Source organism: Kocuria salsicia (genome assembly GCF_007681555.1).
GTDB classification, from domain to species: Bacteria; Actinomycetota; Actinomycetes; order Actinomycetales; family Micrococcaceae; genus Kocuria; species Kocuria salsicia.
Genome location: NZ_VELE01000001.1, coordinates 833,304 through 856,376, shown reverse-complemented (window position 1 = coordinate 856,376; position 23,073 = coordinate 833,304). Strand labels below are relative to the sequence as shown.

Genomic DNA, 23,073 nt, shown 5'->3' with positions numbered 1-23,073 from the left:
GAAGACGAGTTCCCCTCATTGTTCCACGTGCTGTGCACGCGCACATGCCGAGGAGGGCTGGCGAGCGCCAGCGGCCATCGCGGGTGGCTGTGGGGTCGGAGAGCCTGGGGGAGCGCGCAGGGGGACTCAGGTGGGAGGTGGCCTCTGCTGCCCGGTGTGCGGGCCCGGGGTCAGGTCGCGAGGCCGTCCGTGAACAGCGCGGCGGCCGCGGCCCGGTCCGGCTTTCCGGTGGGCAGCATGGGCAGCTGCGCCACGTGACGCCAGAGCTTGGGGACCGCGGGAGCACCGAGCGACTTGCGCACGGCTGCGGAGAGCTCGCGTTCGAGCGCCGCCGCGTCCGTTCCGGGGCGGGAGGCGAGCACCGCCGCCACGCTCTGACCCCACTGCGGGTGCGGCACCCCGGTCACGAGGGCCTGGCGGACCCTCTCGTCCGCCTGCAGAGCGCGGGCGACCAGCCCGGCGGAGACCTTCACGCCTCCGGTGTTGACCACGTCGTCCGTGCGGCCGAGCACCGACAGTGTCCCGCGTTCGTCCACGGCACCGAGGTCGTCCGTGCGGTACCACCGGAGGCCGTCCATCACGCGGAAGTGGGCGGCGGTCTGCTCCGGGTCGTCCAGGTATCCCTCCGCGACGACGGCTCCGCCCAACCAGATCCGTCCCTCGCCGGCGGTGGCCGCGTCGTCGGGAAGCAGGCGGACGTCGACGGCGTCCAGGGGCGCGCCGTCGTACACGCACCCCCCGCACGTCTCGGACATGCCGTAGGTACGGATCACGCGCACACCGGCCGCCGCGGCGCGCGCGGCCAAGTCCGGGGAGAGCGCGGAGCCGCCCACGAGGACGGCGTCGAAGCGCGCGAGAGCGGCGACGGCGCGGGGGTCCGCCGGGCCGTCGGCCGGGTCCAGGATCCGCTGCAGCTGCGTCGGAACCACTGAGACGTAGCGGACCGGGTGGTCCATGTCCTCGGCGGCGTCCGCGAACGCGGCGGAGGTGAAGTGCTCACCGGCCATGACCACCGGGCTCGTCCCCGCGAGCACCGAGCGCGCCAGCACCTGCAGACCGGCGACGTAGTGGGCGGGCAGGCACAGCAGCCACTGGCCCGGCCCGGACGTCGCTCGCTCGGTGGCACGCCCGGAGGCATCGAGCGCCGCGGTGCTCAGGACCGTCTTCTTGGGACGGCCCGTGGATCCGGACGTCGCCACGACCACCGCGGGCCCAGGCCGGGACAGCACCGTCTCCAGGCGGGGCAGCAGGTCGAGCGGGTCGCCGGCCACGGGACCGTCGAGCAGGACGACGTCGTTGGGCAGGGACTCCCGCGGGGGTGCCGTCAGAGGGGTGCCGGGAAGCGGTGACACGGTGCGCCCCCTCAGAAGTAGTACGGGAACGCGGACCAGTCAGGGTCCCGCTTCTGGAGGAAAGCGTCGCGGCCCTCGACGGCCTCGTCCGTCATGTAGCCCATGCGGGTGGCCTCGCCGGCGAACACCTGCTGGCCCACCATGCCGTCGTCCGGGAGGTTGAACGCGTACTTGAGCATGCGCACGGCCTGCGGGGACTGCGAGGTGACCTTCCGGGCCCACTCCACGGACGTGGACTCGAGCTGCTCGTGCGGGACCACACGGTTCACGGCACCCATCCGGTGCATGTCCGCGGCGGAATACTCGTCCGCGAGGAAGAAGATCTCCCGGGCGAACTTCTGGCCCACCTGGCGCGCGAGCAGCGCTGAGCCGTAACCGGCGTCGAAGGAGCCCACGGTGGCGTCCGTCTGCTTGAACTTGCCGTGCTCCGCGGAGGCGATCGTGAGGTCGCACACCACGTGCAGGGAGTGCCCGCCGCCGGCGGCCCACCCGGACACCGCAGCGATGACCACCTTGGGCATCGTGCGGATCAGCCGCTGCACCTCCAGGATGTGCAGCCGGCCGGCGCGGGCGGGGTCGATCGAGTCCGCCGTCTCACCCCCGGCGTAGTGGTAGCCGTCCCGGCCGCGGATGCGCTGGTCGCCACCGGAGCAGAAGGCCCAGCCGCCGTCCTTCGAGGACGGCCCGTTGCCCGTGAGGATCACCGCGCCCACGTCCGAGGACATGCGGGCGTGGTCCAGCGTGCGATACAGCTCGTCCACGGTGCCGGGGCGGAACGCGTTGCGCACCTGCGGGCGGTCGAACGCGATGCGGACCCAGGGCAGGTCCCGCACCACGGAGCCGTCCGCGGCGCGCTCCACGCCGCGGTGGTAGGTGATGTCCTCGAGCTCGGCGAAGCCCTCCACGGGACGCCACTGCTGGGGGTCGAAGATCTCGGACACCCGGTCCGGAAGTTGCGCGTTGGTCATGGGTACCACTGTAGGACGGGGCAGGGGCACCGGAGGCTGCGGGGAGGGGTGAGGTGCCAGGGCCAGACCGTGAGTGACCCGCGGGTAGACCGATACGGGCACTATGTACTTACAATGAGACAAGTTAGTCGGGCTGATCCGGGAGAGTCATGTCGTTTCCATCCACCGTCACCATCGACAGAGCCTCGCCGGTGCCCCTATACCATCAGCTCGTCCACGGGATCGAGTCTGCGATCACTGAGGGCGAGCTGCAGCCGGGGACCATGCTCGAGAACGAGCTGTCCCTCGCGAAGACCCTGCACCTCTCCCGCCCCACGGTTCGCAAAGCCATGGATGAGCTGGTTCGCTCGGGGCTGCTCGTGCGCAAGCGCGGGGTGGGTACTCAGGTGGTGGCGTCCGAGGTGCGCCGCCCGGTACGGCTGACCTCCCTCTACGACGACCTCGCCCAGGACGCCTCCCGACCCTCCACCGAGGTGCTGTCCCTGAGGGAGGTCTCCGCCCCCGAGGAGATTGCCCGCACGCTGAACATCACGGAGGGTGCGCCGGTCTACCACCTGCGGCGGCTGCGCGGCCGCAACGGCAAGCCGCTCGCAATCATGGAGAACTGGGTGTCCCCGCAGATCGCTACCCTCGAGCGGGAGGAGCTCGAGCACAGCGGCCTCTACGAGATCCTGCGACGGGAGGGCGTGAACTTTCGGGTGGCCACCCAGAAGATCGGGGCTGCCGTGGCGTCCGCCGAGCAGGCGAAGCTGCTGGGCACCTCGGAGGGTTCTGCCCTGGTGACGATGTCCCGCACGGCCACGGACGACATCGGTCGCCGCGTGGAGACCGGACGGCACCTCTACCGTGGGGACTCCTACTCCTTCGAGCTCACCCTCTCCGCGTAGCCCGGTGCAGGCGTGCGGAGAGAGGTGTGCGGCGTCGTCGTCGCCCGCCGTGACTCGAACCTCGCCACCCGCGACCCGTGCGAACGCGGCGACCGCACCGAGACTTGTTCCACCCATGAAAGGAACGACCGATGACTGACTGGTTCTACCCCGCAGGAACCGCGGCCCAGGCGCCGTGGGATCTCTCGATCGGCGGGCACGACTCGCGGCTGGACGTGCCCGGCTGGGAGCACACCGGGCTGCGCACGGTGACGCTCGGTTCGGAGCCCGTGACACTGGAGGCCGCCGCGGAGGAGCGCATTGTGATCCCACTGGAGGGGGACGTGGCGGCGGTCGTGGCCGGTGAGAGCTACGAGCTCGACGGCCGTGAGTCCGTCTTCCACGGGCCCACGGACGTGCCCTACACGGGCGTGCAGAAGTCCCTGGAGCTGCGCGGTGAGCACGGCACCCGCGTGGCCGTGGCGAGCGCCCCGGCCAGCCAGGAGTACCCCACCCGGCTGGTCCGCAGGGACGAGGCTCCCCTGGAGCTTCGCGGTGCAGGCAACTGCTCGCGCGAGGTCCGCAACTTCGGCACTCCGGCCGCGCTGGAGGCGGACCGGTTCATCGTGTGCGAGGTGCTCACCCCGGCCGGCAACTGGTCCTCCTACCCTCCCCACAAGCACGACGAGGAGAAGGAAGGGCAGGAGACCCGGCTCGAGGAGATCTACTACTTCGAGACCCGCGTGACGCCGGACGCGCCTGCCGGGGCCACGGACGCCATCGGCTACCAGCGTGTCTACGCCTCCGACGAGCGGCCCATCGACGTCAACGCGGAGGTGCGCACCGGTGACGTTGTGCTGGTGCCTTACGGCTGGCACGGCCCGGCCATGGCCCCTCCCGGCTACGACATGTACTACCTGAACGTGATGGCGGGGCCGGGCCCGGTGCGCGAGTGGCTGATCAGCGACGACCCCCACCACGGCTGGGTGCGGCAGCAGTGGGCCGAGGCTGACGTGGACCCGCGTCTGCCCTTCGGCGGGTGGTCCCACAGTGCTTCCTGACCTGACGGTGCTCGCCTGGGCGGGGCTGGTCTGCGGGGCCCTGCTCGTGGGGTTCTCCAAGACCGCCCTGCCCGGAATCAATACCCTCGCGGTGGCGCTGTTCGCCGCGATCCTGCCCGCCAAGGCCTCGACCGGGGCGCTGCTCGTGCTGCTGCTCGTGGGCGACTGCTTTGCGCTGTGGAACTACCGCCGCCACGCGCACTGGCCCACGCTGGTGCGGATGATGCCCGCGGTGATCGTGGGCCTCGCGGTGGGCGGCGTGTTCCTCGCGTTCGCCGGGGACTCGCTGGTGCGGCGGGTCATCGGCATCCTGCTGATCCTGCTCATGGGGATCACGCTGTGGCAGCGCCGTGCGCGGCGGAAGGCGGAGGAGGCGGTGGCCGGTGACGCTGCGGGGGGCGACGGCGGTTCGTCCGGTTCCGGGGTGGCCCCGGGTTCCGGGGCAGCGTCCGGTTCGGGCGGGGCGTCCGGGGTGACGACCGGCTCGGGAGCCGGAGACGGCGAGGTCGTCGCATCGTCCGAGGAGTCCCAGGGTGCCACCCGCCTCGCCGCGGCCAGCTACGGGGCCCTCGGCGGGTTCACCACGATGGTCGCCAACGCGGGCGGGCCGGTGATGTCCATGTACTTCCTGGCCGCACGGTTCCCCAAGCACGCGTTCCTGGGGACCGCCGCGTGGTTCTTCGTGACCATGAACCTGCTCAAGGTCCCGGTCTCGGTGGGCCTGGGGCTCATCACCACCCGCACCTTCGTGCTGGACGCGGTCCTCGTGCCCGGCGTGGTGGTCGGAGCGCTGGTGGGCAAGTGGGCGCTCGCCCGGATCGCGCAGCACGTCTTCGACACCGCCGTGATCGCGGTGACCCTGCTGGGGGCGCTCTACCTGCTGGTGTGAGGGGGACGCCCTCGGAAGGAGAGCCCCGGCGACGTCGTGGAGAAGCTACTTGTTGTTCACGGTGAAGATCGCGCCGGTGGTCACGTCCTTCTCCACCGCCTCCAGTGAGCGCCCGCGGGTCTCCGGCAGGAACTTCCACATCACCAGCGCGGCCACCGCGTTCACAGCCGCGAAGCTGAAGAACGACCCGTTGATCCCGATGCCCGCGATCAGGGAGGGGAACGCCCAGCTGAGGAGGGCGTTCGTGGTCCACATGCAGAACACGGACACGCCCACGCCCACTGCGCGCATGTGCAGGGGGAAGATCTCCGAGAGCAGCACCCACGTGGCCACGTTCAGGAACGTCTGCATGGACCCCACGAAGCACACGATCAGCACCAGGATCACGAAGGGCCGGGCGGTGCTGCCCTCCGGGAAGTACATCGCGGACAGGCCGATCAGCACGTGGAAGATCGTGACGAGGCTGTAGCCGGTGATGACGGTCGTGCGGCGGTTGATCTTCTCCATCATCCACAGGGCGATGAACCCGCCGACGACCGCAATCACGCCCGGGGCGATGTTCGCGATCAGGGCGGCGTCGGCCCCGAAACCGGCATCCCGCAGGATGATCTGGCCGTAGTACATCACCGAGTTGATGCCGGTGAGCTGCTGGAAGACGGCGAGCGCGATGCCCACGAGCAGGATCCGGACCAGCCACTTGTTGGTGAGCACCGAGGAGATGCCGGTCTTGTGCTCCGTGGCCTCGAGCCTGCTGACGCGCTCCACCTCGTCCATCTCGGCCTCCGCGCGCTCCTCAGAGCGGACGGTCTTGAGCACCTCGAGGGCCTCGTCGTAGCGGCCCTTGGAGATCAGCCAGCGGGGGGACTCGGGCACGCGCAGCATGCCGAAGAAGAGGAAGATCGCGGGAATGGCGCACACCGCGAGCATGATTCGCCACACGCCGTCGAGGTGTCCCAGGGTGTTGCCCAGGATGGCGTTCACGATGAACGCGGCGAGCTGGCCGATCACGATCATCAGTTCGTTGCGCCCGGACAGCGAACCCCGGATCTCGTATGGGGCGAGCTCCGCGAGGAACACGGGAACCACCGTGGAGGCACCGCCCACCGCGAGGCCCAGGAGGAAACGGCCCACCAACAGCACGGCCAGTCCCGGGGCGAAGACGCAGGCCAGGGTGCCGACGAAGAACAGGACGGCCAGGGGCAGGATGGTCTTGCGCCGGCCCCAGCCATCTGAGAGGCGCCCGATCGAGACTGCGCCGAACGCTGCCCCGATGAGCAGCGTGCTCGTCACCGTGCCCTCGGACTTCTCGTCCAGCCCCAGCTCCTCGGACATCGGCAGCAGCGCACCGTTGATCACGCCGGTGTCGTAGCCGAAGAGCAGCCCGCCGAAGGTGGCCACGAGGGCCACCATGCCGAGGCGCTTCGAGTGGGGGCCGGAGGTCAGAGGTGGGAGTTCCGCGGCCCCGGATCTCTCGGCCGCGGGGTTGGCCGGTGCGTTCGTCATGGTGACTCCTTCGTCCTGGTGAGCGGCTCAGCGCGCGCTGTGGGCCTGGTAGATCTTCTCCCGTAAGGCCCCCAAACGGTAGCGGAGAAACCTCGGAGGCGTTCCTCGCGGACACGGTGACGCCACACGAGCGCGTCGGGGCCCTCCGCGATACTGGGGCCATGCCCTTCTTCGACCTGGACCGGATCGGCCGAGACCTGCCCTTCGCGCGGGCCGTCCCACAGCTGCGCCAGGCCCTGCACGGCGGCGTCGCGGTGGTGCAGGCCCCACCCGGCACAGGTAAGACCACGGTGGTCCCGCCTGTCGTTGCAGAGTTCGTGGCGGGCGACGCCGCCGCCGCACCCGGCCGCGTCGTCGTCGTCCAGCCCCGGCGGGTCGCCGCGCGGGCCGCCGCGCGCCGACTTGCCGCGCTGAGCGGCACCCGACCCGGCGACGTCGTCGGCTGGAGCGTGCGCGGCGAGCGCGAGGTGAGTGCGCGGACCCGCGTGGAGTTCGTGACGCCCGGCATCCTGCTGCGCCGCCTGCTCGCGGACCCCGAGCTGCCGGGCACCGCCGCGGTGGTGCTCGACGAGGTGCACGAGCGCGGCGTGGAGTCGGATCTGCTCGTGGGCATGCTCGCCGAGCTGCGGCAGCTGCGCGAGGACCTCACAGTGGTGGCGATGTCCGCGACCGTGGACGCAGCCCGCTTCGCCGCGCTGCTCGGCGGCGACGAGCCCGCTCCGGTGGTGGACTGCCCGTCCGCACTGCACCCGCTCGACGTCATGTGGCAGCCCGGCCCGCAGCGCCTTGACGAGCGCGGGGTCACGCCCGCGTTCCTCTCCCACGTGGCCCGCACGACGGCCGACGCGCACCGCCGGGCCCTGGCGCAGGACCCCGCCGTGGACGCCCTCGTCTTCCTGCCCGGGGCCCGTGAGGTCTCCCGGGTGGCCGCCGAGCTGCGCAGCCCCGGCGTCGAGGTCCTCGAGCTGCACGGCCAGCTCACCCCGCGCGAGCAGGACCGCGCGGTCGCGGGCCACGCCCCGGGGGATCCGCCGCGGATCGTGGTCAGCACATCCCTCGCGGAGTCCTCCCTGACGGTCTCGGGCGTGCGCCTCGTGGTGGACTCCGGCCTCGCGCGCCAGCCTCGCCGGGACGCCGGGCGGGGGATCTCCGGCCTCGTCACCGTCTCGGCCTCCAAGGCCTCGGCGGCACAGCGTGCCGGCCGCGCCGCGCGCCAGGGCCCGGGCACCGTGGTGCGCTGCTACGACGACGCCGCCTGGGGCGCGATGCCGGCCCACACGGTTCCCGAGGTGCGCACCGCGGACCTCACCTTCGCGTGCCTCGCGCTCGCCGTGTGGGGCGCGCCCGGGGGAGACGGGCTCGCCCTGCCGGACCCGTTGCCACCCCGTGCCCGGGCCGATGCCGAGGAGGTGCTGCGCGAGCTCGGCGCCGTGGCCGGGAACGGACGCGCCACGGCCCTCGGCCGCCTGCTCGTGACACTGCCCGTGGATCCGCGCTGGGGCCGTGCCCTGCTGGACGGCTCCGGTCTCGTGGGACCGCGCCTCACCGCCGAGGTGCTCGCGGCACTCTCCGAAGCCCCCAGGATCCAGGCGGCGGACATCCCCGCCCACCTGCGGGGGCTTCGCTCGGGCCGGGGGAGCGAGGCGCAGCGGTGGACGCGCGACGTCGCACGCCTGGAACGCATCGCCCGGCACCCTGGTGCCTCGGAGAGTGGGAGCGTCGAGAACCGGGATGCCGCGCACGGCAGCGTTGGGTACCGCAGCACCAGGGACCGTGGCGCTGGAGGCGGCCGTGCCGAACAGGTCCCCGCCGCCCGGCGGGATACCGCGCGCGGCCACGCCGGGAAACGCCCCGTACCTGCCGAGGGCCACGATCCGACCCTCAACTGCGCGCCGTCGGCGGTGGTGCCGCGCGAGTCCCGGGAGGGCGCCGTCGTCGCGCTCGCCCGGCCGGAGTGGATCGCCCACCGGGTGGACACGAGCGGCGACCAGTGGCTGCTGGCCTCCGGAACCCGCGCGGGGCTGGAGGCCGGGAGCCCGCTGCGCCACCACGAGTGGCTGGCCGCCGCGGAGCTGGGCCGGGCCGAGGGCCGTGCGGCGGCGGGAACCGGCGCTGTCATCCGCGCCGCCGCGCCCCTGGACCGGGACACCGCACTGCTGGTGGCCGGAGCGCTGGCCCGGGAGGAGGTGCGGGCAAACTTCGCGGACGGTCGCGTGGTTACCCGCAAGGTGCGCGCGGTGGGCGCCATCGAGCTGTCCTCGACCCCCGTCCGCGCGGACGCGGAGACCGCAGGACCCGCCGTCCGGGACGCGCTGGCCCGGGAGGGCCTCGACCTGCTGCCGTGGAACGACGCCGCCCTGGCCCTGCGCGCCCGCCTCGCCCTGCTCCACCGTCACCTCGGAGCCCCGTGGCCTGCCGTGGACGACACCGCTCTCACCGCAGGGCTGGACGAGTGGCTCGGCCCCGAGCTGCGCGAGGTCACCCGCGGGGCCTCCCTGCGCTCCGTCCGCGTGGCCGACGCCCTGCGGCGACTGCTGCCCTGGCCGGACGCGGCCCGCTTCGACGAACTCGTGCCCCCGCGCCTGCCTGTGCCCAGCGGGAACACCGCCCGCATCGACTACCCGCCGGTTTTCTCCGCCGAGGACCCCGCCCAGCCCCCGGTGGTCGCGGTGAAGCTGCAGGAGTGCTTCGGCTGGGCGCAGACCCCGCGGGTGGTGGACGGGCGCGTCCCCGTGCAGTTCCACCTGCTCTCTCCGGGCCGGCACACCCTCGCAATCACCGATGACCTCGCGTCCTTCTGGTCCGGGCCGTACGCCCAGGTCCGTGCGGACATGCGGGGTCGCTACCCCAAGCACCCCTGGCCCGAGGACCCGTGGAACGCGGTGGCCACGGCCAAGACCTCGCGCGCCCTGCGGCGGGACGGGTGACGACGGCGCGTGGCGCGGCGTCGTCGTGCCGCCCGCCATGTCGAGGGGCCGCCTGCCGTGCTGAGGAACCACCCTCCTTGTCGAGGACCCGCGGGGCGGGTGCCCCCACCGGAAATCCGCGCGGCGGGCGGGGCCGAGGGGGCCCGACGGCGGGCGTTTGAGTTCGCCGTGTGACCTGCGTTACGGTGGGCTCACCGCTACTGCCCGAGCGCGTCATCGTGCGCGCGACGACTCCACCCGTCCATCCGGTGACATCCACTCGACGACGTGGGGTCGTGGGGCACCACGACTGGCGGCCGAACCCGCGCCAACCGTTCCAAACCCACGGTTGGCCCGGCGCGCAGGCCGACCCGCGCCACCCCGTCCCCCACGCTCGGACCGGCGGCTCCGATGTCGTGCGGCACCGCCCGGAGGTCCACTCCGGGACCGCCGCACGGCGCCCGCCGCGAGAGCGCACCAGGACCGCGGGGGCGTGTCCGTTCTCAGACACAGATCGCGAAGTGACACCATGACCACCACGTTTGCCGACACCGAAGCCGACACCATGACCATCGACCCGTCCGAGATGCCCACCGTGGGCCCGGAGCTCGCCCGTTCGTGGCTGCTCGTCAACGGCTCACACACCGCCCGTTTCGACGCCGCTGCGCAGAGCGCCGCGGACGCCGTGGTCCTGGACGTCGAGGACTCCGTGGCGCCCGCAGACAAGGCTCAGGCCCGGGAGAACGTGATCCAGTGGCTCGGCCGCCGCGGCAAGGACGGCCAGTACAACCGCGCGTGGGTGCGCATCAACGGCTTCGGCACCGCGTGGTGGGAGGACGACCTGCGCGCACTGCGGGACGTCTCCGGCCTGGACGGGGTGATGCTCGCGATGACGGAGTCCCCCGAGCACGTGACCCGCACCGCGGAGATGCTGCGGGGCACGCGCATCGTGGCGCTCGTGGAGACCGCTCGCGGCGTGCAGAACCTCCAGGACATCGCCACCGCGCGCTCCACCTACCGCCTGGCGTTCGGCATCGGCGACTACCGCCGTGACACCGGTTTCGGCGAGAACCCCATGGCGCTGGCCTACACGCGCTCGCAGTTCACCATCGCGTCCCGCGCGGCCAATCTGCCCGGTCCCATCGACGGCCCCGCCGTGGGTGCGCTGGGTGCCAAGCTCGCGGAGGCCACCGGGGTGACCGACGAGTTCGGCATGACCGGCAAGCTGTGCCTGATGCCCGAGCAGACCACCACCGTGAACGAGGGCCTCTCGCCCTCCCTGAGCGAGCTGTCCTGGGCCACCGAGTTCCTGCAGGAGTTCGAGGCCGAGGGCGGGCAGATCCGCAACGGCTCCGACCTGCCGCGACTGGCCCGTGCCCGCAAGGTGCTCGGTCTGGCCACGGCGTTCGGCATGCGCCTGCCCGAGGGCTACGACATGCACTTCGAGGCCCCCACGGACACCTACCACTGCTGAGACGCAGCTGATGCAGTGACGACGCCGCGCCGGGATCCCAGCGCGGCGTCGTCGTTGTCTCCCACCCGGACGACGGCGCTGTCCCCGCCCACGCGGGTGACGCCGTCGTCCCCGTCCGTCCCACCCGGCCCACGCGCAACACGCGTGCCCTGCATGGGACGCATCATTGCCGGAACCCAGCGGGGCGGAGGAAAATACCTGGTGGGAGCGCGCTGCGCACCACCACCGAGGATGGAGGCGGGGTCGGCGGTTCCCGCCAACTGCGACGGCCCGGGGCGGAACCTTCGGGCCGGTGCAGGTCGCCGGAATCGAACGGAGATGACACCCGTGAACGCATCGATCGAAACCACTGTCCGTCGCACGAAGATCGGTGTCGTGGGGGCGGGGTCCGTGGGGACCTCGCTGGCCTACGCCGCCATGATCCGGGGTGTGTCCACGGACATCGCCCTCTACGACCTGCAGACCGCGAAGGTCGAGGCCGAGGCCCTGGACCTCTCCCACGGGCAGATGTTCGCCCCGGGAGTGCGGGTGGAGGGCTCGGACGACGTCGCCGTGCTCAAGGACTCGGACATCATCCTCGTGACCGCCGGCGCCAAGCAGAAGCCCGGTCAGACCCGCCTGGACCTGGCCGGTGCGAACACCGCGATCCTCAAGTCCCTCATGCCGCAGCTGGTCGAGCAGGCACCGCAGGCCGTGTACGTGCTCGTGACCAACCCGTGCGACGTGCTCACGGTGGTGGCCCAGCGGATCACGGGTCTGCCGTACCAGCGGGTGCTCAGCTCCGGCACCGTGCTGGACACCTCCCGGCTGCGCTGGCTGATCGGCAACGAGGCGCAGGTGAACACGAGCAGCGTGCACGCCTACATCATCGGCGAGCACGGTGACACGGAGTTCCCGGTCTGGTCCTCGGCGACCATCGGTCAGGTGCCTCTGCGGGAGTGGGAGGTGGACGGGCGCCGTCCCTTCACCGAGGAGCGTCTCGAGGTGCTGCGCGCAGAGGTGGTCAACGCCGCCTACCGCGTGATTCAGGGCAAGGGCGCCACCAACTACGCAATCGGTCTCTCGGGGGCGCGGATCGCCGAGGCCGTTCTCAAGGACCAGCACGCGGTGATGAGCGTGTCCACGGTGCTCGAGGACTACCGGGGCATCAGCGGGGTCGCACTGTCCGTGCCCTCCGTGGTGGGTGGCACCGGCGTGGGCCAGCGGCTGCAGATCCCCATGGGCGAGCGGGAGGAGCAGCAGCTGCACGCCTCCGCGGACGCGATGCGCAAGACCCTGAGCGACCTCGGCTTCTGAGCCGCAGCTGACAGACGACGATCCCCGCACCTTCCGGTTGGAGGGTGCGGGGATCGTTCGTTGTCGACGACGACGCCACCGCGGAGCCTGTGCCGTGACGGCCACCGTCCGTGCGGGGCCGCACGTCTCAGCCGGCGGTGGCCCGCGGGAGATGACCGGACCGCGGGGCTCAGGCGGTGACGGTCACCCGGCCGCGGTCAGAGCGTTCCGGCGGGGGCGTCACCTGCGGCTGCGGCCTGTGCGGCCGCGGCGGGGTCCGCCTGCTCGGGGTGGCGCACGAGGCGCAGGGTCTCGTCGAACTCACGGTCGATCTCGGGGTTCTCACGGTGGGTCAGCAGGGACACCACGATGCCCACCAGCCCGCCCAGGACGAACCCGGGGACAATCTCGTAGAGGTCGCTCCACGGGGTGTACTGCCACGTGAAGACCACGATGGCACCCACCGCCATGGCGCTGATGGCACCGGCGTGGGTGAGCTTGCGCCAGAACAGGCTCATGAGCACCACGGGACCGAAGGCGGCGCCGAAGCCGGCCCACGCGAAGCTCACGAGGTCCAGGATGGTGGAGTTCTGCTGCCATGCGAGGCCCGCGGCCACCACGGCGACCAGCAGCACGCCGCCGCGACCCAGCCACACTTGCGTCTTGGGATTGGGGGTGCGCTTGACGGCAAGGTTGTAGAGGTCTTCCACGAGCGCTGAGGAGGAGACGATCAGCTGCGAGGAGATCGTGGACATGATCGCCGCCAGCACGGCAGCGAGCACCAGGCCCGCGATCAGGGGATGGAAGAGCACCTGGGACATGTCCAGGAAGATCGCCTCGGGGTCCGTGGGCTGCTCGCCCGGACGGTTGCCGTAGTAGGCCAGGCCCACCAGTGCCGTGCCCACGGCGCCCAGCACGGTGAGCAGCATCCAGGTGATGCCGATGCGGCGTCCGGGCTTGGCGTCCGCCGGGGTGCGCATGGCCATGAAGCGCACGATGATGTGCGGCTGGCCGAAGTAGCCCAGGCCCCACGCCACGGCGGAGATGACACTGATCACGGTGCCACCGGCCACCAGGGACAGCGCGTCCGGGTTCACGTTCTGCACGCGGCGGACCATCTCACCGGGTCCACCCACCAGGAAGACACCCACCACGGGGACCATGATGAGCGCGGCGAGCATCAGCAGCCCCTGGAACAGGTCCGTGTAGGACGCGCCGAGGAAGCCGCCGAAGAACGTGTAGAGCACGGTCACGCCGGCCACCAGGAGCATGCCGGTGAGGTAGCTCGTGCCGAACGAGGACTGGAAGAACACGCCACCGGCCACCATGCCGGAGGACACGTAGAACGTGAAGAACGCCAGGATGATGAGCCCGGAGACCACGCGCAGGATCCGGTTGTTGCCCTTCAGGCGGTTGTCCAGGAAGGACGGAATGGTGATGGAGTTGTTGGAGACCTCCGTGTAGGCGCGCAGTCGCGGGGCCACGATCTTCCAGTTGACCCATGCGCCCACGGTGAGACCGATGGCCATCCAGGCACCGACGAGCCCGGACACGTAGACCGCGCCGGGCAGGCCCATGAGCAGCCACCCGGACATGTCCGAGGCGCCGGCGGAGAGCGCCGCCACCCCGGGTTTGAGGTTGCGTCCGCCCAGCATGTAGTCGTCGAGGTCCTTCGTCTTGCTGTTGGCCCAGAGGCCGATGCAGATCATGGCGACGAAGTACGCCAGGATCGCGATGAGTTGGTACGCCTGATCGGACATGCGCGTGCCTTCCGGTGCGGGAACGGGAGACTGCGCCCGGTGCAGGGATGCGTGCGTGTGGGCGCGGCCGGGGTGGGTGAGGCAACTCACTAGGCTACCCGCTGCGGGACGGGCCCCGTAGCAGGGGTGGGAACGTGGCGCGTCGGGCGCCCTCGAACGGTGCCACGGCGCCGGCGAATCCGACGCCACCTGGCTGTTCGACCGAGCCGGTGCTGCGGCGTTGGTGGACACTTCCGGGACCGGCCCCGGCCCCGCCGTTGAGCGGTCGCTGCGCCGTCGGAGGGACGACGAGAACCAGGGCGTCAGCCCGTCCGCCTCTCCGGCCACGGCTGGAACGCGGTGGGTTCCCGCAGCCATGCCGAGGGATCCCAGTGCTCCAGCACGTCCGCGGTGGTGCGCACGGGCTGCTCGATCCCCAGGGAGGTGGCCAGCCACGTGAGCACATCCCCCGTGGAGTACCCGAGCTCCCGCAGCTCGCGCAGGGTCACCGCACCGTCGCGCTTGGCCAGCCGTTCGCCGCTCGGGCCGAGCACGAGCGGCACGTGTGCGTAGGACGGCGCCGGGTGGCCCAGCAGTGCGGCGAGGTACGCCTGGCGCGGTGCGGAGGGGAGCAGGTCGTCCCCGCGCACCACCTGGTCCACGCCCTGCTCGGCGTCGTCCACCACCACGGCGAGGTTGTAGGCGGGGGTGCCGTCGTTGCGCACGAGCACCATGTCGTCCACCGCTCCCGTGAACGGCCCGGCCAGCTCGTCCCGGACCGCGAACTCGGTGACCTCCGCGCGCAGCCGCAGGGCGGGGGGCCGCTGCGCACGACGGCGTTCGCGCTCGGCCGCGCTCAGCTCCCGGCAGGTGCCGGGGTAGGCCCCCGGGATGCCGTGCGGTGCGGAGGCCGCCGCGTGGATCTCCCGGCGCGTGCAGTAGCACTCGTAGGTGAGCCCGGCGTCCGTGAGGGTGCGGACACGGTCCAGGAGCAGCGGGATGCGCTCGGACTGCAGCGCCACGGGCCCGTCCCAGTCCAGGCCGAGCTCTCGCAGGTCCGCCACGTTGCGCTCCGCGGCACCCTGCTTGACCCGGTCGAGGTCCTCCACACGCAGCAGGAAGCGGCGGCCGGTGGCCCGCGCGAAACCCCACGCGGCCAGGGCCGTGCGCAGGTTCCCGAGGTGCAGGTCCCCGGAGGGGGAGGGTGCGAAGCGACCAGCCGGGCTCAGGGCGTTCTCTGGCGTGGGGGCGGACACGCGGCACACAGTAGCACCGGGCCCAGTCTGACCTTTCCCACCTGCGGCTGGGATGCGGGGAGCCGGTGCCCAGCCGATAGAATGGCTCCATGGCACGCACCCAGGAGCTGCGCCGCGGCGTCTACGTGATCGGCACCGAGAACTGGAGACTGAACTCCGGTCTCGTGGTTGGCACTCAGCGCGCCCTGGTGATCGACACGGGCGCCGGGCCGCGGCAGGGGCGGGAGATCCTGGCCGCCGTGCGGGACATCACCACGCTGCCGCTGACCGTGGTCAACACCCACGCCCACTACGACCACTACATGGGCAACGCCGTGTTCGCGCGCGCCGGTGCCACCGAGTTCTGGGCCCACAAGGCGTGCGCCACCGCCATGGGTGTGGTGGGCGAGTTCCAGCGCAGCATCGTGAGCACTCAGGAGCCGGAGATGGGCGAGGGCTCCGGGATCGACACCCAGCTCGTGCTGCCCACCAACACGCTTCCCGGCAACGGCCGCAGGCCCTCGCTGACGCGCATCGACCTGGGCGAGCGCCCGGTCACCCTGTTCTTCCTGGGCCCGGGCCACACGGACAACGACGTCTGCGTGGGTGTGGAGGACGTCGTCTTCTGCGGTGACCTGGTGGAGGAGGGGGCTGACCCCAATTTCGAGGACGCCTACCCGCAGCGCTGGGCGGAGTCGCTGCGCGCGCTCGCCACCCTGGAGCGCTACACCGCCTTCGTGCCGGGCCACGGCACGCCGGTGACCGCGAACTTCGTGGCCCAGCAGGCAGACACCATGGAGCTGGCGGTGCGCCGCGCCCAGGACGTCCTGGACTCGGGCGAGGGCCCGTCCACCGCGGCGATGTACCGCCTGCCCTACCAGGCTGGCGTAGCCCGCGTGTTCCTGGACCGGCTGGCGCTCATCGAATCGGAGACCGCAGGCGCGCAGCCACCGCAGCCCACCCCAGAGCCGCCGCCGCAGCAATACCCAGGTACCCCGCCAGCACCGTGATGCGCCCGGCGAGCGTCCCGGCCACGGTCGGGTAGGGCCACCACACGGCTGCCGCGAGCAGGACCGCAGTGAGCACCACCAGGATCAACGCCGTGGCCGTGCGCGGACGGGCCGGGAACCACGGGCTGCCGTCCTCCGCCTCGCGGCTCGGTGACTGCCGGTCCCACGACGCCGCCCGCTGGCCGCCGCCGTTCGACGCGGCGTGACTCTGCGCGGCGTCGTTCCACTCCCCGCTGTTTCGTGTGCCACCGCGCGGATCTTCGCGCCCTGACGACGACGCCCACTCGCGCTCCTCCGCCTGCCGTTCGTGGGCGGGCGGCACGTAGGCGCTGCCCCCGCGGTCCTCGCGCCAGGAGAGTCGGCGGCGTCGGCGGGAGCGGTCCTCCCGGTAGCGGCGCAGCCCGGCACCCACGAAACCGCGCCGTTTCCGCCCGGTGCGCGCGAGGGCGAAACCGATCAGCCGTTCCGCGAGCGCCGCCACGAGACCCCATCCGGCCACCACGAGCACGGCGGCGGCGGCGTCCGAGGGGCGGTGCCAGCCGTTGACCACGGTGAGCATGCCCACGACCGCCGCGAGGAAGGCCCCCCAGCGCCCCGCGCGGGCGCGGCGGTGCGGGGGTGCGACCAGCAGCAGCGCCATCAGGAAGGATGCCGCGGCGGTGGTGTGGCCCGAGGGGAACGAGTTGGACGCGATCTGCTGGATGCCCAGGTCCGGCTTGTCCAGCACGCCGTGCTTGAGGAACTGGGTGGTCACGTTCGCCGCGATCACCGCACCGGCCGCGCACAGGGCGGCCGTCCAGCGGCGGTAGCGCACCGCCCACACGAGCGCCAGGACGCCCGCGAGCAGCGCGACGACCTCCGGGGCGTACTGGGCGAGCACGAGCACCGGGCGGGGGAAGTAAGCATTGCGGTCCGCCTTCGCCTGCGCGAGGGCCACCTCGTCCAGGGCCTGGCCCGTGACGGTCTGCAGCCCGGCGTGGGCGACGACCAGCACCAGGCCCCACAACAGCAGCGCGAGCACCACCAGGGTGCCCACCACCGAGCGCGCCCGCACGCGGCGGGGTGCTCCGGGAGCCGGCGCACCGGGGGCGGGGTACGAGGCGTGGGGACCAGGGGGGAAGGACGCGTAGGACACGGAAGGACTACCTCACCGGACTGAGAGGGGGACGGCACGGGCGGCCCGCCCTGCAGTGCAGTGGGCCGGACACCATGGTGGCACGTTCCGCTATGCCGGGGCTGTGAGGTGGGACGGCGGTCGCGCTCGCCACCCCGCGCGGGGGGTGACGGGCGTGCAAGGGTGCGGGAGCGGCGGCGTCGTAACCCGGTCGGTGGCCCAGCCCGTCGCCAGCCCGTGACTCAACGGCGGGTGCGGGTGAAGGCCGAGACTCCCGTGATCGCGCGGCCCACGATGAGCGCCTGGACGGAGTCGGTGCCCTCGTAGGTGGAGACCACCTCCATGTCCGTGAGGTGACGGCCGATGTGGTTCTCGAGCAGCAGACCGTTGCCGCCAAGCATATCCCGGGCGGTGCGGCACATCTCCAGGGCCTTGCGGGAGGTGGTCATCTTCACGAGCGAGGCCATGGCGTCCGTGAGCTGGTCGGTCTCCTGCAGGTGCGCCATGCGCGTGCACAGCAGCTGCATGGAGGTCAGGTCCGAGAGCATGGTGGCCAGCCGCTCCTGCACCAGCTGGTAGTTGGCGATGGGCAGCCCGAACTGCTCGCGCTCCAGGGCGTACTTCGCCGCGATCTCGAATGCCGCCATGCCGTGGCCCACGGCCTCCCAGGACGCACCGCCCCGAGTGGCTTTGAGGACCTTGTTGACGTCCTTGAAGCTGTTGCAGTGCTCCAGGCGGTTCTCGTCCGGGATCCGCAGGTTCTCGATCACGATGTCTGCCTGGTTGATGGCGCGCTTGCCCACCTTGCCCTCGATCACGGTGGGCTCGTAGCCCTGCGGGTAGCTGCCGTCCTGCTGCTTCTGCACGACGAAGCACTTGACCTGCCCGTCTGCCTCGTCGCGGGCGTAGAGCACGGTCACGTCCGCGGCGTGGCCGTTGCCGATCCAGCGCTTGTGGCCGTTGAGCACCCAGTGGTCGCCGTCCCGGCGGGCGGAGGTCTCCAAGGAGACGGAGTCCGAGCCGTGGTCCGGCTCGGTCAGCGCGAACGCCCCGGTCTTCTCGACCTCCGCCATGGCGGGCAGCCAGCGCTGACGCTGCTCCTCGTTGCCGAGCATGTAGATGCTGCCCATGCAGAGGTTGGAGTGCACGCCGAAGAACGTGTTCACGGAGCCGTCGACCCGGCCCATCTCCCGCGCCACCAGCCCCGCCGCCTGGCGGGAGAGCCCCGGGCAGCCGTAGCCCTGGATGAAGGTGCCCACGATGCCCAGCTCCGCGAGCCCCGCGAACACCGGCTCGGGGTGCTCCCCCCGTTCCCAGTACTCGTTGATCACGGGCAGGATGCGCTCGCGGCCGAACGCGCGGACGCGGTCCCGCAGGGCGGTCTCCTCCGCGGAGAGGTCCTGGTCCAGGAGGAAGAAGTCGGGGTTCTCGAGCAGCTCGCTCATGACGGGTCCTTTCGGTGGGTGCGCAGCCACTGCCTGACGTCCTCGGTGTCCGCGCCGAGCGCCGGCGGGGCCTTGTCGTAGGACACGGGGGTGCGGCTGTAGCTGACGGGGTTCTTGATGAGCGGCACCGTCTCGTCCCCCTGGCCCACCTGCACGACCGGGTCCAGGCCGAGTGACGCCGCGTACTGCACGCCCTCCGGGATACTGAGGATCGGAGCGCACGGCACGCCGGCGGCCTGCAGCCTGCTCGCCCAGGTCTCGGCGGTCTCGGTGCGCAGCGCGCCGTTGAGCAGCACCCGCAGCTCCTCCCGGTTGGTGTTCCGGTGCTCCACGCTGTCGAAGCGGGGGTCCCGGACGAGGTCCGGCATTCCCAGAACGGTGGAGAAGCGGGTGAACTGGGAGTTGTTGGCCACCGTGATGATCAGTTCCTTGTCCGCGGTGGGGAACGGGCCGTACGGGAACAGGCTCGGGTGCTCGTTGCCGAGACGCTGGGGGTCGTTGCCGCATGCCGCGTAGCCCGTGGTCTGGTTGACCAGACCGGACAGCGCCGCCGAGAGCAGGTCCAGTTCCACGTGCTGGCCCTTCCCGGAGACGCCGCGCTCGTTCAGGGCCCCGAGGACGGCCACGGCGGCATGCAGGCCGGTGATGACGTCGAACAACGCGACGCCGCCGCGCTGCGGGGGTCCGTCCGGGGAGCCCGTCACGGACATGAACCCGGAGACCCCCTGGATCAGCAGGTCGTAGCCCGGCAGGTGGCTGCCGCCCTTGGTGCCGAAGCCGGTGATGCTCGCGTGCACGAGCTGCGGCCAGCGCTCGGCCACGGACTCGGCGTCGAGGCCGAACTGCGCCAGTCCACCGGGCTTGAAGTTCTCGATGAACACGTCCGCGGCGTCGATGATCTCGTACGCGGTCTCCAGATCCTGCGGGTCCTTCAGGTCCAGCACGATCGAGTGCTTGTTGCGGTTCACGGAGAGGTAGTACGTGCCGATCCCGTTGACGCTCGGCGGCTTGTACAGCCGGGTGTCGTCCCCCTCGGGGCCCTCCACCTTGATCACCGTGGCCCCCATGTCCGCGAGCAGCATGGTGCAGTACGGTCCGGCGAGGATCCGGGAGAAGTCGGCGACGACGACACCGCTGAGCGGGCCCGTGCCGGGGGTGTTGCTGGTCAGGGACATGTGGACTCCCTAGGGGGACGAGGATGTGTCTTGCACCACATAAGCACTGGCATTATGTTCTGTCCAATACAGAACGAGGCAGTCATTGATGCCCTGAGGACAACAGTGACCGGGCCGTGGGCCGCGCGTCCCCTGGGTGGCGACGACGTCGAACGCCCGCGGCGGTGAGGTCACGACGGCGCGGCGGGGACGACGTCGTGCCGACCGGGCGGCGTCGACAGCGCACGAGGAAAGGCAGGTCCACCATGGAGGTGCACGAGGCGAGGGCGTTCCTCGCAGTGGCGCAGGAGCTGCACTTCGGACGGGCGGCGGCCCAGCTGCGGATCGCGCAACCGCCCCTGAGCAGGCTCATCAAGAGCATCGAGAAGTCCCTGGGGACCGCGCTGTTCGAGCGCAGCACCCGCCAGGTGGCACTGACCCCGGCCGGCGCGGCGCTCGTGGAGCCTGCGAAGGCACTCGTGGCAGCGTCCGAGAACGCGCGCGCTGCCGTGGCGAAGTCGGTGACCGGTGAGACCGGGCGGGTGCGGCTGGGCTTTGCCGGTGCGTCGATCAACAGGACCGTGGGCGAGCTCGCCCGGCACGTGCGCGTGCACCGCCCCGGCATCCACCTGGAGCTGCACGGCTCGCAGTTCTCGCACCTGGCCATGCAGAAGGTGCTGGACGGCACGCTGGATACCGCGATCGGGCGGTGGGACTTCATCCCGGCGGAGCTGCGCTCCAGCGTGCTGGGCTACGAGGAGCTCATGGTGGTGCTGCCCGCGGACCACCCGCTGGCCGGGGAGCAGCGCGTGAGCATGGCGCAGCTCGCGGAGGAGTCCTGGGTGATCCTGCCCACCGGGCCCGGCGCGGCCCTGCAGAACCGGCTGACCTCCATGGCGATGGCGGCGGGCTTCATGCCCAGGATCGCCCAGGTGGCGCCGGACTCCTGGACCCTGCTGGTGCTGGTGGCGGCACAGATCGGGTGCGCGCTCAGCCTGGACACCGTGCGGGACAACGTGTCCTCGGACGGCGTGGTGTTCCTGCCGCTCGCGGAGGAGCAGCGCCCGCTCGAGGTGCAGATCCTGTGGCGCGGGGCGGACCCGAACCCGGCGCTGCGGGCGGTCGTGCACATGGCGCAGAGCTTGTACGGCGGCCCCCGCCGTGCGCAGGTGGCGGAGGACCGCCCGGCGTCCTACTCGTAGTCGTACCAGCCCTTTCCGGACTTGCGGCCGTACTCGCCGGCCTCGTACTTCTCCCGGATGGACTCTGCGGGCAGGGACGCGGGGTCACCCGTCTGCTCGTACTCGGCCAGGCGGATCAGGTAGACGACGTCGATTCCCACCATGTCCATGAGCTCGAACGGCCCCATGGGGTGGTTCAGTGCGGTCTTCGCGGCGACATCGATGTCCTCGTAGTCCGCCACGCCGTCCTCGTAGAGCTTCAGCGCCTCGGTGCGCAGCGCCCCGAGCAGGCGGTTGGCGACGAAGCCCGGGACCTCCTTCTTCAGCTGCACGGGCTCCTTGCCGATCGACCGGGCGAGTGCCATGGCGGTCTCCACGGTCTCCGGCGAGGTGGCCGGGTTGGGGACCACCTCCACGCACTTCATCACGAGTGCCGGGTTGAAGAAGTGGACGTTGCACACCTTCTCCGGGCGGTTCGTGGCGTCGGCCACGCGGGAGGAGACGATGTTCGAGGAGTTCGTGGCCAGGATGGTGTGCTCCGGGCACACCGCGTCCAGCTCCGCGAAGACCTGGCGCTTGATGGTCAGGTCCTCCACCGCGGCCTCGATCACGAAGTCGGCCTGAGCCGCGCACTCGTCCCGGTCCGTGGAGAAGGTCATCCGCTCGAACGCGGCGTCCACGTCCTCCCGGGTGCGGCGGCCCTTGCTGACGTCCCGGTCCATGCGGGAGCGCAGCTGCTCGGCCGCCCTGTCCACGGCTTCCTGGGCGATGTCCACGACATCCGTGTCGTAGCCGGCCAGCGCACACACCATGGCAATCTGCGATCCCATGGCGCCCGCACCGATCACGGTCACGTGCTCGATCTGCTGCACAGGGTTCTTGCTCACTTGTTCACCTCTTTCTGTGCCGCGCCCCGGAAATCCGGGCTGCGCTTCTCCAGGAACGCGTTCGTCCCCTCGGTCTTCTCCGCGCTGCTGTAGAGCACGGACTGGGCCAGGCGTTCCAGCAGGATCCCGGTCTGGTGGTCCACGTCGAAGCCGTGGCGGACCACGGTCTTGGCGAGCTGGATGGCCAGCGGGCCCTTGGACATGATGGCGTTCGCGGTCTCGCGGGCCGTGTCCAGCAGCTCGCCCGGATCGACGACGTCCGTGACGAGTCCCATGGCCAGGGCATCGTTGGCCTTCACTCGGCGCCCGGTGAGGATGATCTCCGTGGCGCGGCCCAGGCCCACCAGCTTGGCGAGGCGCTGCGTGCCGCCCGCGGCGGGCATGATGCCCAGCCCGGTCTCTGGCAGCGCGAACTGCGCGTTCGTGGAGGCCACGCGGATGTCGCACGCCAGGGCCAGCTCGTGGCCGCCGCCGAACGCGTACCCGTTCACCGCGGCGATCGTGGGCTTGGGGAACTGCTCCACCTTCTCGTACACGCTCTGCATGGTGGCCTTCAGACCGTCCCGGGGCGTGCGCACGGCGAGCTCGTTGATGTCCGCGCCCGCCACGAACGCCTTGTCCCCGGCGCCCGTGAAGATCAGCACCTGGACGTCGTCGTCCGCGGCGAGCTCCTCCAGCGTGCGGGTCAGGGCCTGCAGCACGGTCGCGTTGATCGCGTTGCGCACCTCCGGGCGGTTGACGGTCACCAGGGCGATCCCGTCCGCCACCTCCACGGTGAGGACGTCGCTGGGGTCTGGGCTCATGGTGTGTGCTCCATTCGTGGTCGTGCGTTCTCCCGCGGTGTCTGGCGCGGGGCTGCTCGCTCCATTCATACCGCTCCGGGGGTGAACTACTCCACACGGTCGGGGAATTGATGCGCAACGGGTATTGATTGCGAGTGGGTGAGGCAACGGCGGGCGGGGTGCGGCGCGGGGGTAACGGCGGCCTGGGTGCGGTGCGGGGCGACTGCAGGGG

18 protein-coding genes are annotated in these 23,073 nt (G+C 71.4%); 8 read left to right on the top strand and 10 right to left on the bottom strand.

All coding sequences use genetic code 11. The features are described 5' to 3' along the window. Nucleotides 1-170: 170 nt before the first annotated feature. Both FS770_RS03845 and FS770_RS03840 read right to left on the bottom strand, forming a co-directional pair. Nucleotides 171-1,352, bottom strand: coding sequence for an AMP-binding protein (locus FS770_RS03845; RefSeq protein ID WP_244944720.1), 1,182 nt, complete (start codon nucleotides 1,350-1,352; stop codon nucleotides 171-173). An 11-nt stretch (nucleotides 1,353-1,363) separates the two neighbouring features. Then, on the bottom strand, nucleotides 1,364-2,320 hold the full coding sequence (locus FS770_RS03840; protein ID WP_144940810.1) for a 1,4-dihydroxy-2-naphthoyl-CoA synthase: 957 nt from the start codon (nucleotides 2,318-2,320) through the stop codon (nucleotides 1,364-1,366). 149 nt (nucleotides 2,321-2,469) lie between these two features. On the opposite strand from FS770_RS03840, the gene FS770_RS03835 reads away from it, so the two are divergent. The 3 genes from FS770_RS03835 to FS770_RS03825 all read left to right on the top strand — a co-directional run bounded on the left by FS770_RS03835 (nucleotide 2,470) and on the right by FS770_RS03825 (nucleotide 5,136). Further along, nucleotides 2,470-3,207, top strand: coding sequence for a GntR family transcriptional regulator (locus FS770_RS03835; protein WP_144940806.1), 738 nt, complete (start codon nucleotides 2,470-2,472; stop codon nucleotides 3,205-3,207). 131 nt (nucleotides 3,208-3,338) lie between these two features. Continuing rightward, nucleotides 3,339-4,247 carry a 5-deoxy-glucuronate isomerase gene (iolB, locus tag FS770_RS03830; protein WP_145009990.1) on the top strand — a complete coding sequence of 303 codons (909 nt, stop codon included), beginning with the start codon at nucleotides 3,339-3,341 and terminating at the stop codon, nucleotides 4,245-4,247. Continuing rightward, on the top strand, nucleotides 4,237-5,136 hold the full coding sequence (locus tag FS770_RS03825) for a sulfite exporter TauE/SafE family protein (RefSeq protein WP_145009987.1): 900 nt from the start codon (nucleotides 4,237-4,239) through the stop codon (nucleotides 5,134-5,136). Before iolB ends, FS770_RS03825 begins: the two co-directional genes overlap by 11 nt. A 45-nt stretch (nucleotides 5,137-5,181) precedes the next feature. Here FS770_RS03825 and FS770_RS03820 read toward each other — a convergent pair whose 3' ends face one another. Further along, nucleotides 5,182-6,639, bottom strand: a complete 1,458-nt coding sequence (locus FS770_RS03820) for a sugar porter family MFS transporter (protein WP_144940797.1) — start codon at nucleotides 6,637-6,639, stop codon at nucleotides 5,182-5,184. Between the two features lie 161 nt (nucleotides 6,640-6,800). Here FS770_RS03820 and FS770_RS03815 point away from each other — a divergent pair, with 161 nt between their 5' ends. The 3 genes from FS770_RS03815 (at nucleotide 6,801) to FS770_RS03805 (ending at nucleotide 12,315) form a co-directional block, all read left to right on the top strand. Further along, on the top strand, nucleotides 6,801-9,566 hold the full coding sequence (locus FS770_RS03815) for an ATP-dependent RNA helicase (protein WP_145009984.1): 2,766 nt from the start codon (nucleotides 6,801-6,803) through the stop codon (nucleotides 9,564-9,566). 508 nt (nucleotides 9,567-10,074) lie between these two features. Further along, nucleotides 10,075-11,019, top strand: a complete 945-nt coding sequence (locus FS770_RS03810) for an HpcH/HpaI aldolase/citrate lyase family protein (protein WP_144940791.1) — start codon at nucleotides 10,075-10,077, stop codon at nucleotides 11,017-11,019. Between the two features lie 318 nt (nucleotides 11,020-11,337). Continuing rightward, a complete protein-coding gene (locus FS770_RS03805) occupies nucleotides 11,338-12,315 on the top strand; it encodes an L-lactate dehydrogenase (RefSeq protein WP_186366675.1) in 978 nt (325 codons plus the stop codon). Nucleotides 12,316-12,512: 197 nt separating this feature from the next. Here FS770_RS03805 and putP read toward each other — a convergent pair whose 3' ends face one another. Next, nucleotides 12,513-14,054, bottom strand: coding sequence for a sodium/proline symporter PutP (gene putP / locus FS770_RS03800; RefSeq protein ID WP_144940784.1), 1,542 nt, complete (start codon nucleotides 14,052-14,054; stop codon nucleotides 12,513-12,515). A gap of 302 nt (nucleotides 14,055-14,356) precedes the next feature. After that, entirely contained in the window at nucleotides 14,357-15,289 is a 933-nt protein-coding gene (gluQRS, locus tag FS770_RS03795; protein ID WP_144940780.1) for a tRNA glutamyl-Q(34) synthetase GluQRS, read from the bottom strand. An 89-nt stretch (nucleotides 15,290-15,378) separates the two neighbouring features. On the opposite strand from gluQRS, the gene FS770_RS03790 reads away from it, so the two are divergent. Further along, nucleotides 15,379-16,278, top strand: coding sequence for an MBL fold metallo-hydrolase (locus FS770_RS03790; protein WP_145009981.1), 900 nt, complete (start codon nucleotides 15,379-15,381; stop codon nucleotides 16,276-16,278). On the opposite strand, the gene FS770_RS03785 is transcribed toward FS770_RS03790, so the two are convergent. The 3 genes from FS770_RS03785 to FS770_RS03775 all read right to left on the bottom strand — a co-directional run bounded on the left by FS770_RS03785 (nucleotide 16,187) and on the right by FS770_RS03775 (nucleotide 20,012). After that, complete coding sequence (locus FS770_RS03785; protein ID WP_244944719.1) at nucleotides 16,187-17,413, bottom strand: phosphatase PAP2 family protein; 1,227 nt, start codon at nucleotides 17,411-17,413, stop codon at nucleotides 16,187-16,189. The genes FS770_RS03790 and FS770_RS03785 overlap by 92 nt on opposite strands. Nucleotides 17,414-17,634: 221 nt before the next feature. Then, nucleotides 17,635-18,837: an acyl-CoA dehydrogenase family protein gene (locus FS770_RS03780; protein WP_144940774.1), complete on the bottom strand. Its 1,203-nt coding sequence runs from the start codon at nucleotides 18,835-18,837 to the stop codon at nucleotides 17,635-17,637. Continuing rightward, a complete protein-coding gene (locus tag FS770_RS03775; protein ID WP_145009978.1) occupies nucleotides 18,834-20,012 on the bottom strand; it encodes a CaiB/BaiF CoA transferase family protein in 1,179 nt (392 codons plus the stop codon). The genes FS770_RS03780 and FS770_RS03775 overlap by 4 nt, the downstream gene beginning before the upstream one ends. Nucleotides 20,013-20,257: 245 nt before the next feature. Here FS770_RS03775 and FS770_RS03770 point away from each other — a divergent pair, with 245 nt between their 5' ends. Beyond that, nucleotides 20,258-21,193, top strand: a complete 936-nt coding sequence (locus FS770_RS03770) for a LysR substrate-binding domain-containing protein (RefSeq protein WP_145009975.1) — start codon at nucleotides 20,258-20,260, stop codon at nucleotides 21,191-21,193. On the opposite strand, the gene FS770_RS03765 is transcribed toward FS770_RS03770, so the two are convergent. Beyond that, complete coding sequence (locus FS770_RS03765; RefSeq protein ID WP_145009972.1) at nucleotides 21,184-22,059, bottom strand: 3-hydroxyacyl-CoA dehydrogenase family protein; 876 nt, start codon at nucleotides 22,057-22,059, stop codon at nucleotides 21,184-21,186. The genes FS770_RS03770 and FS770_RS03765 overlap by 10 nt on opposite strands. Next, on the bottom strand, nucleotides 22,056-22,862 hold the full coding sequence (locus FS770_RS03760) for an enoyl-CoA hydratase/isomerase family protein (protein WP_145009969.1): 807 nt from the start codon (nucleotides 22,860-22,862) through the stop codon (nucleotides 22,056-22,058). Before FS770_RS03760 ends, FS770_RS03765 begins: the two co-directional genes overlap by 4 nt. Nucleotides 22,863-23,073: the final 211 nt, after the last annotated feature.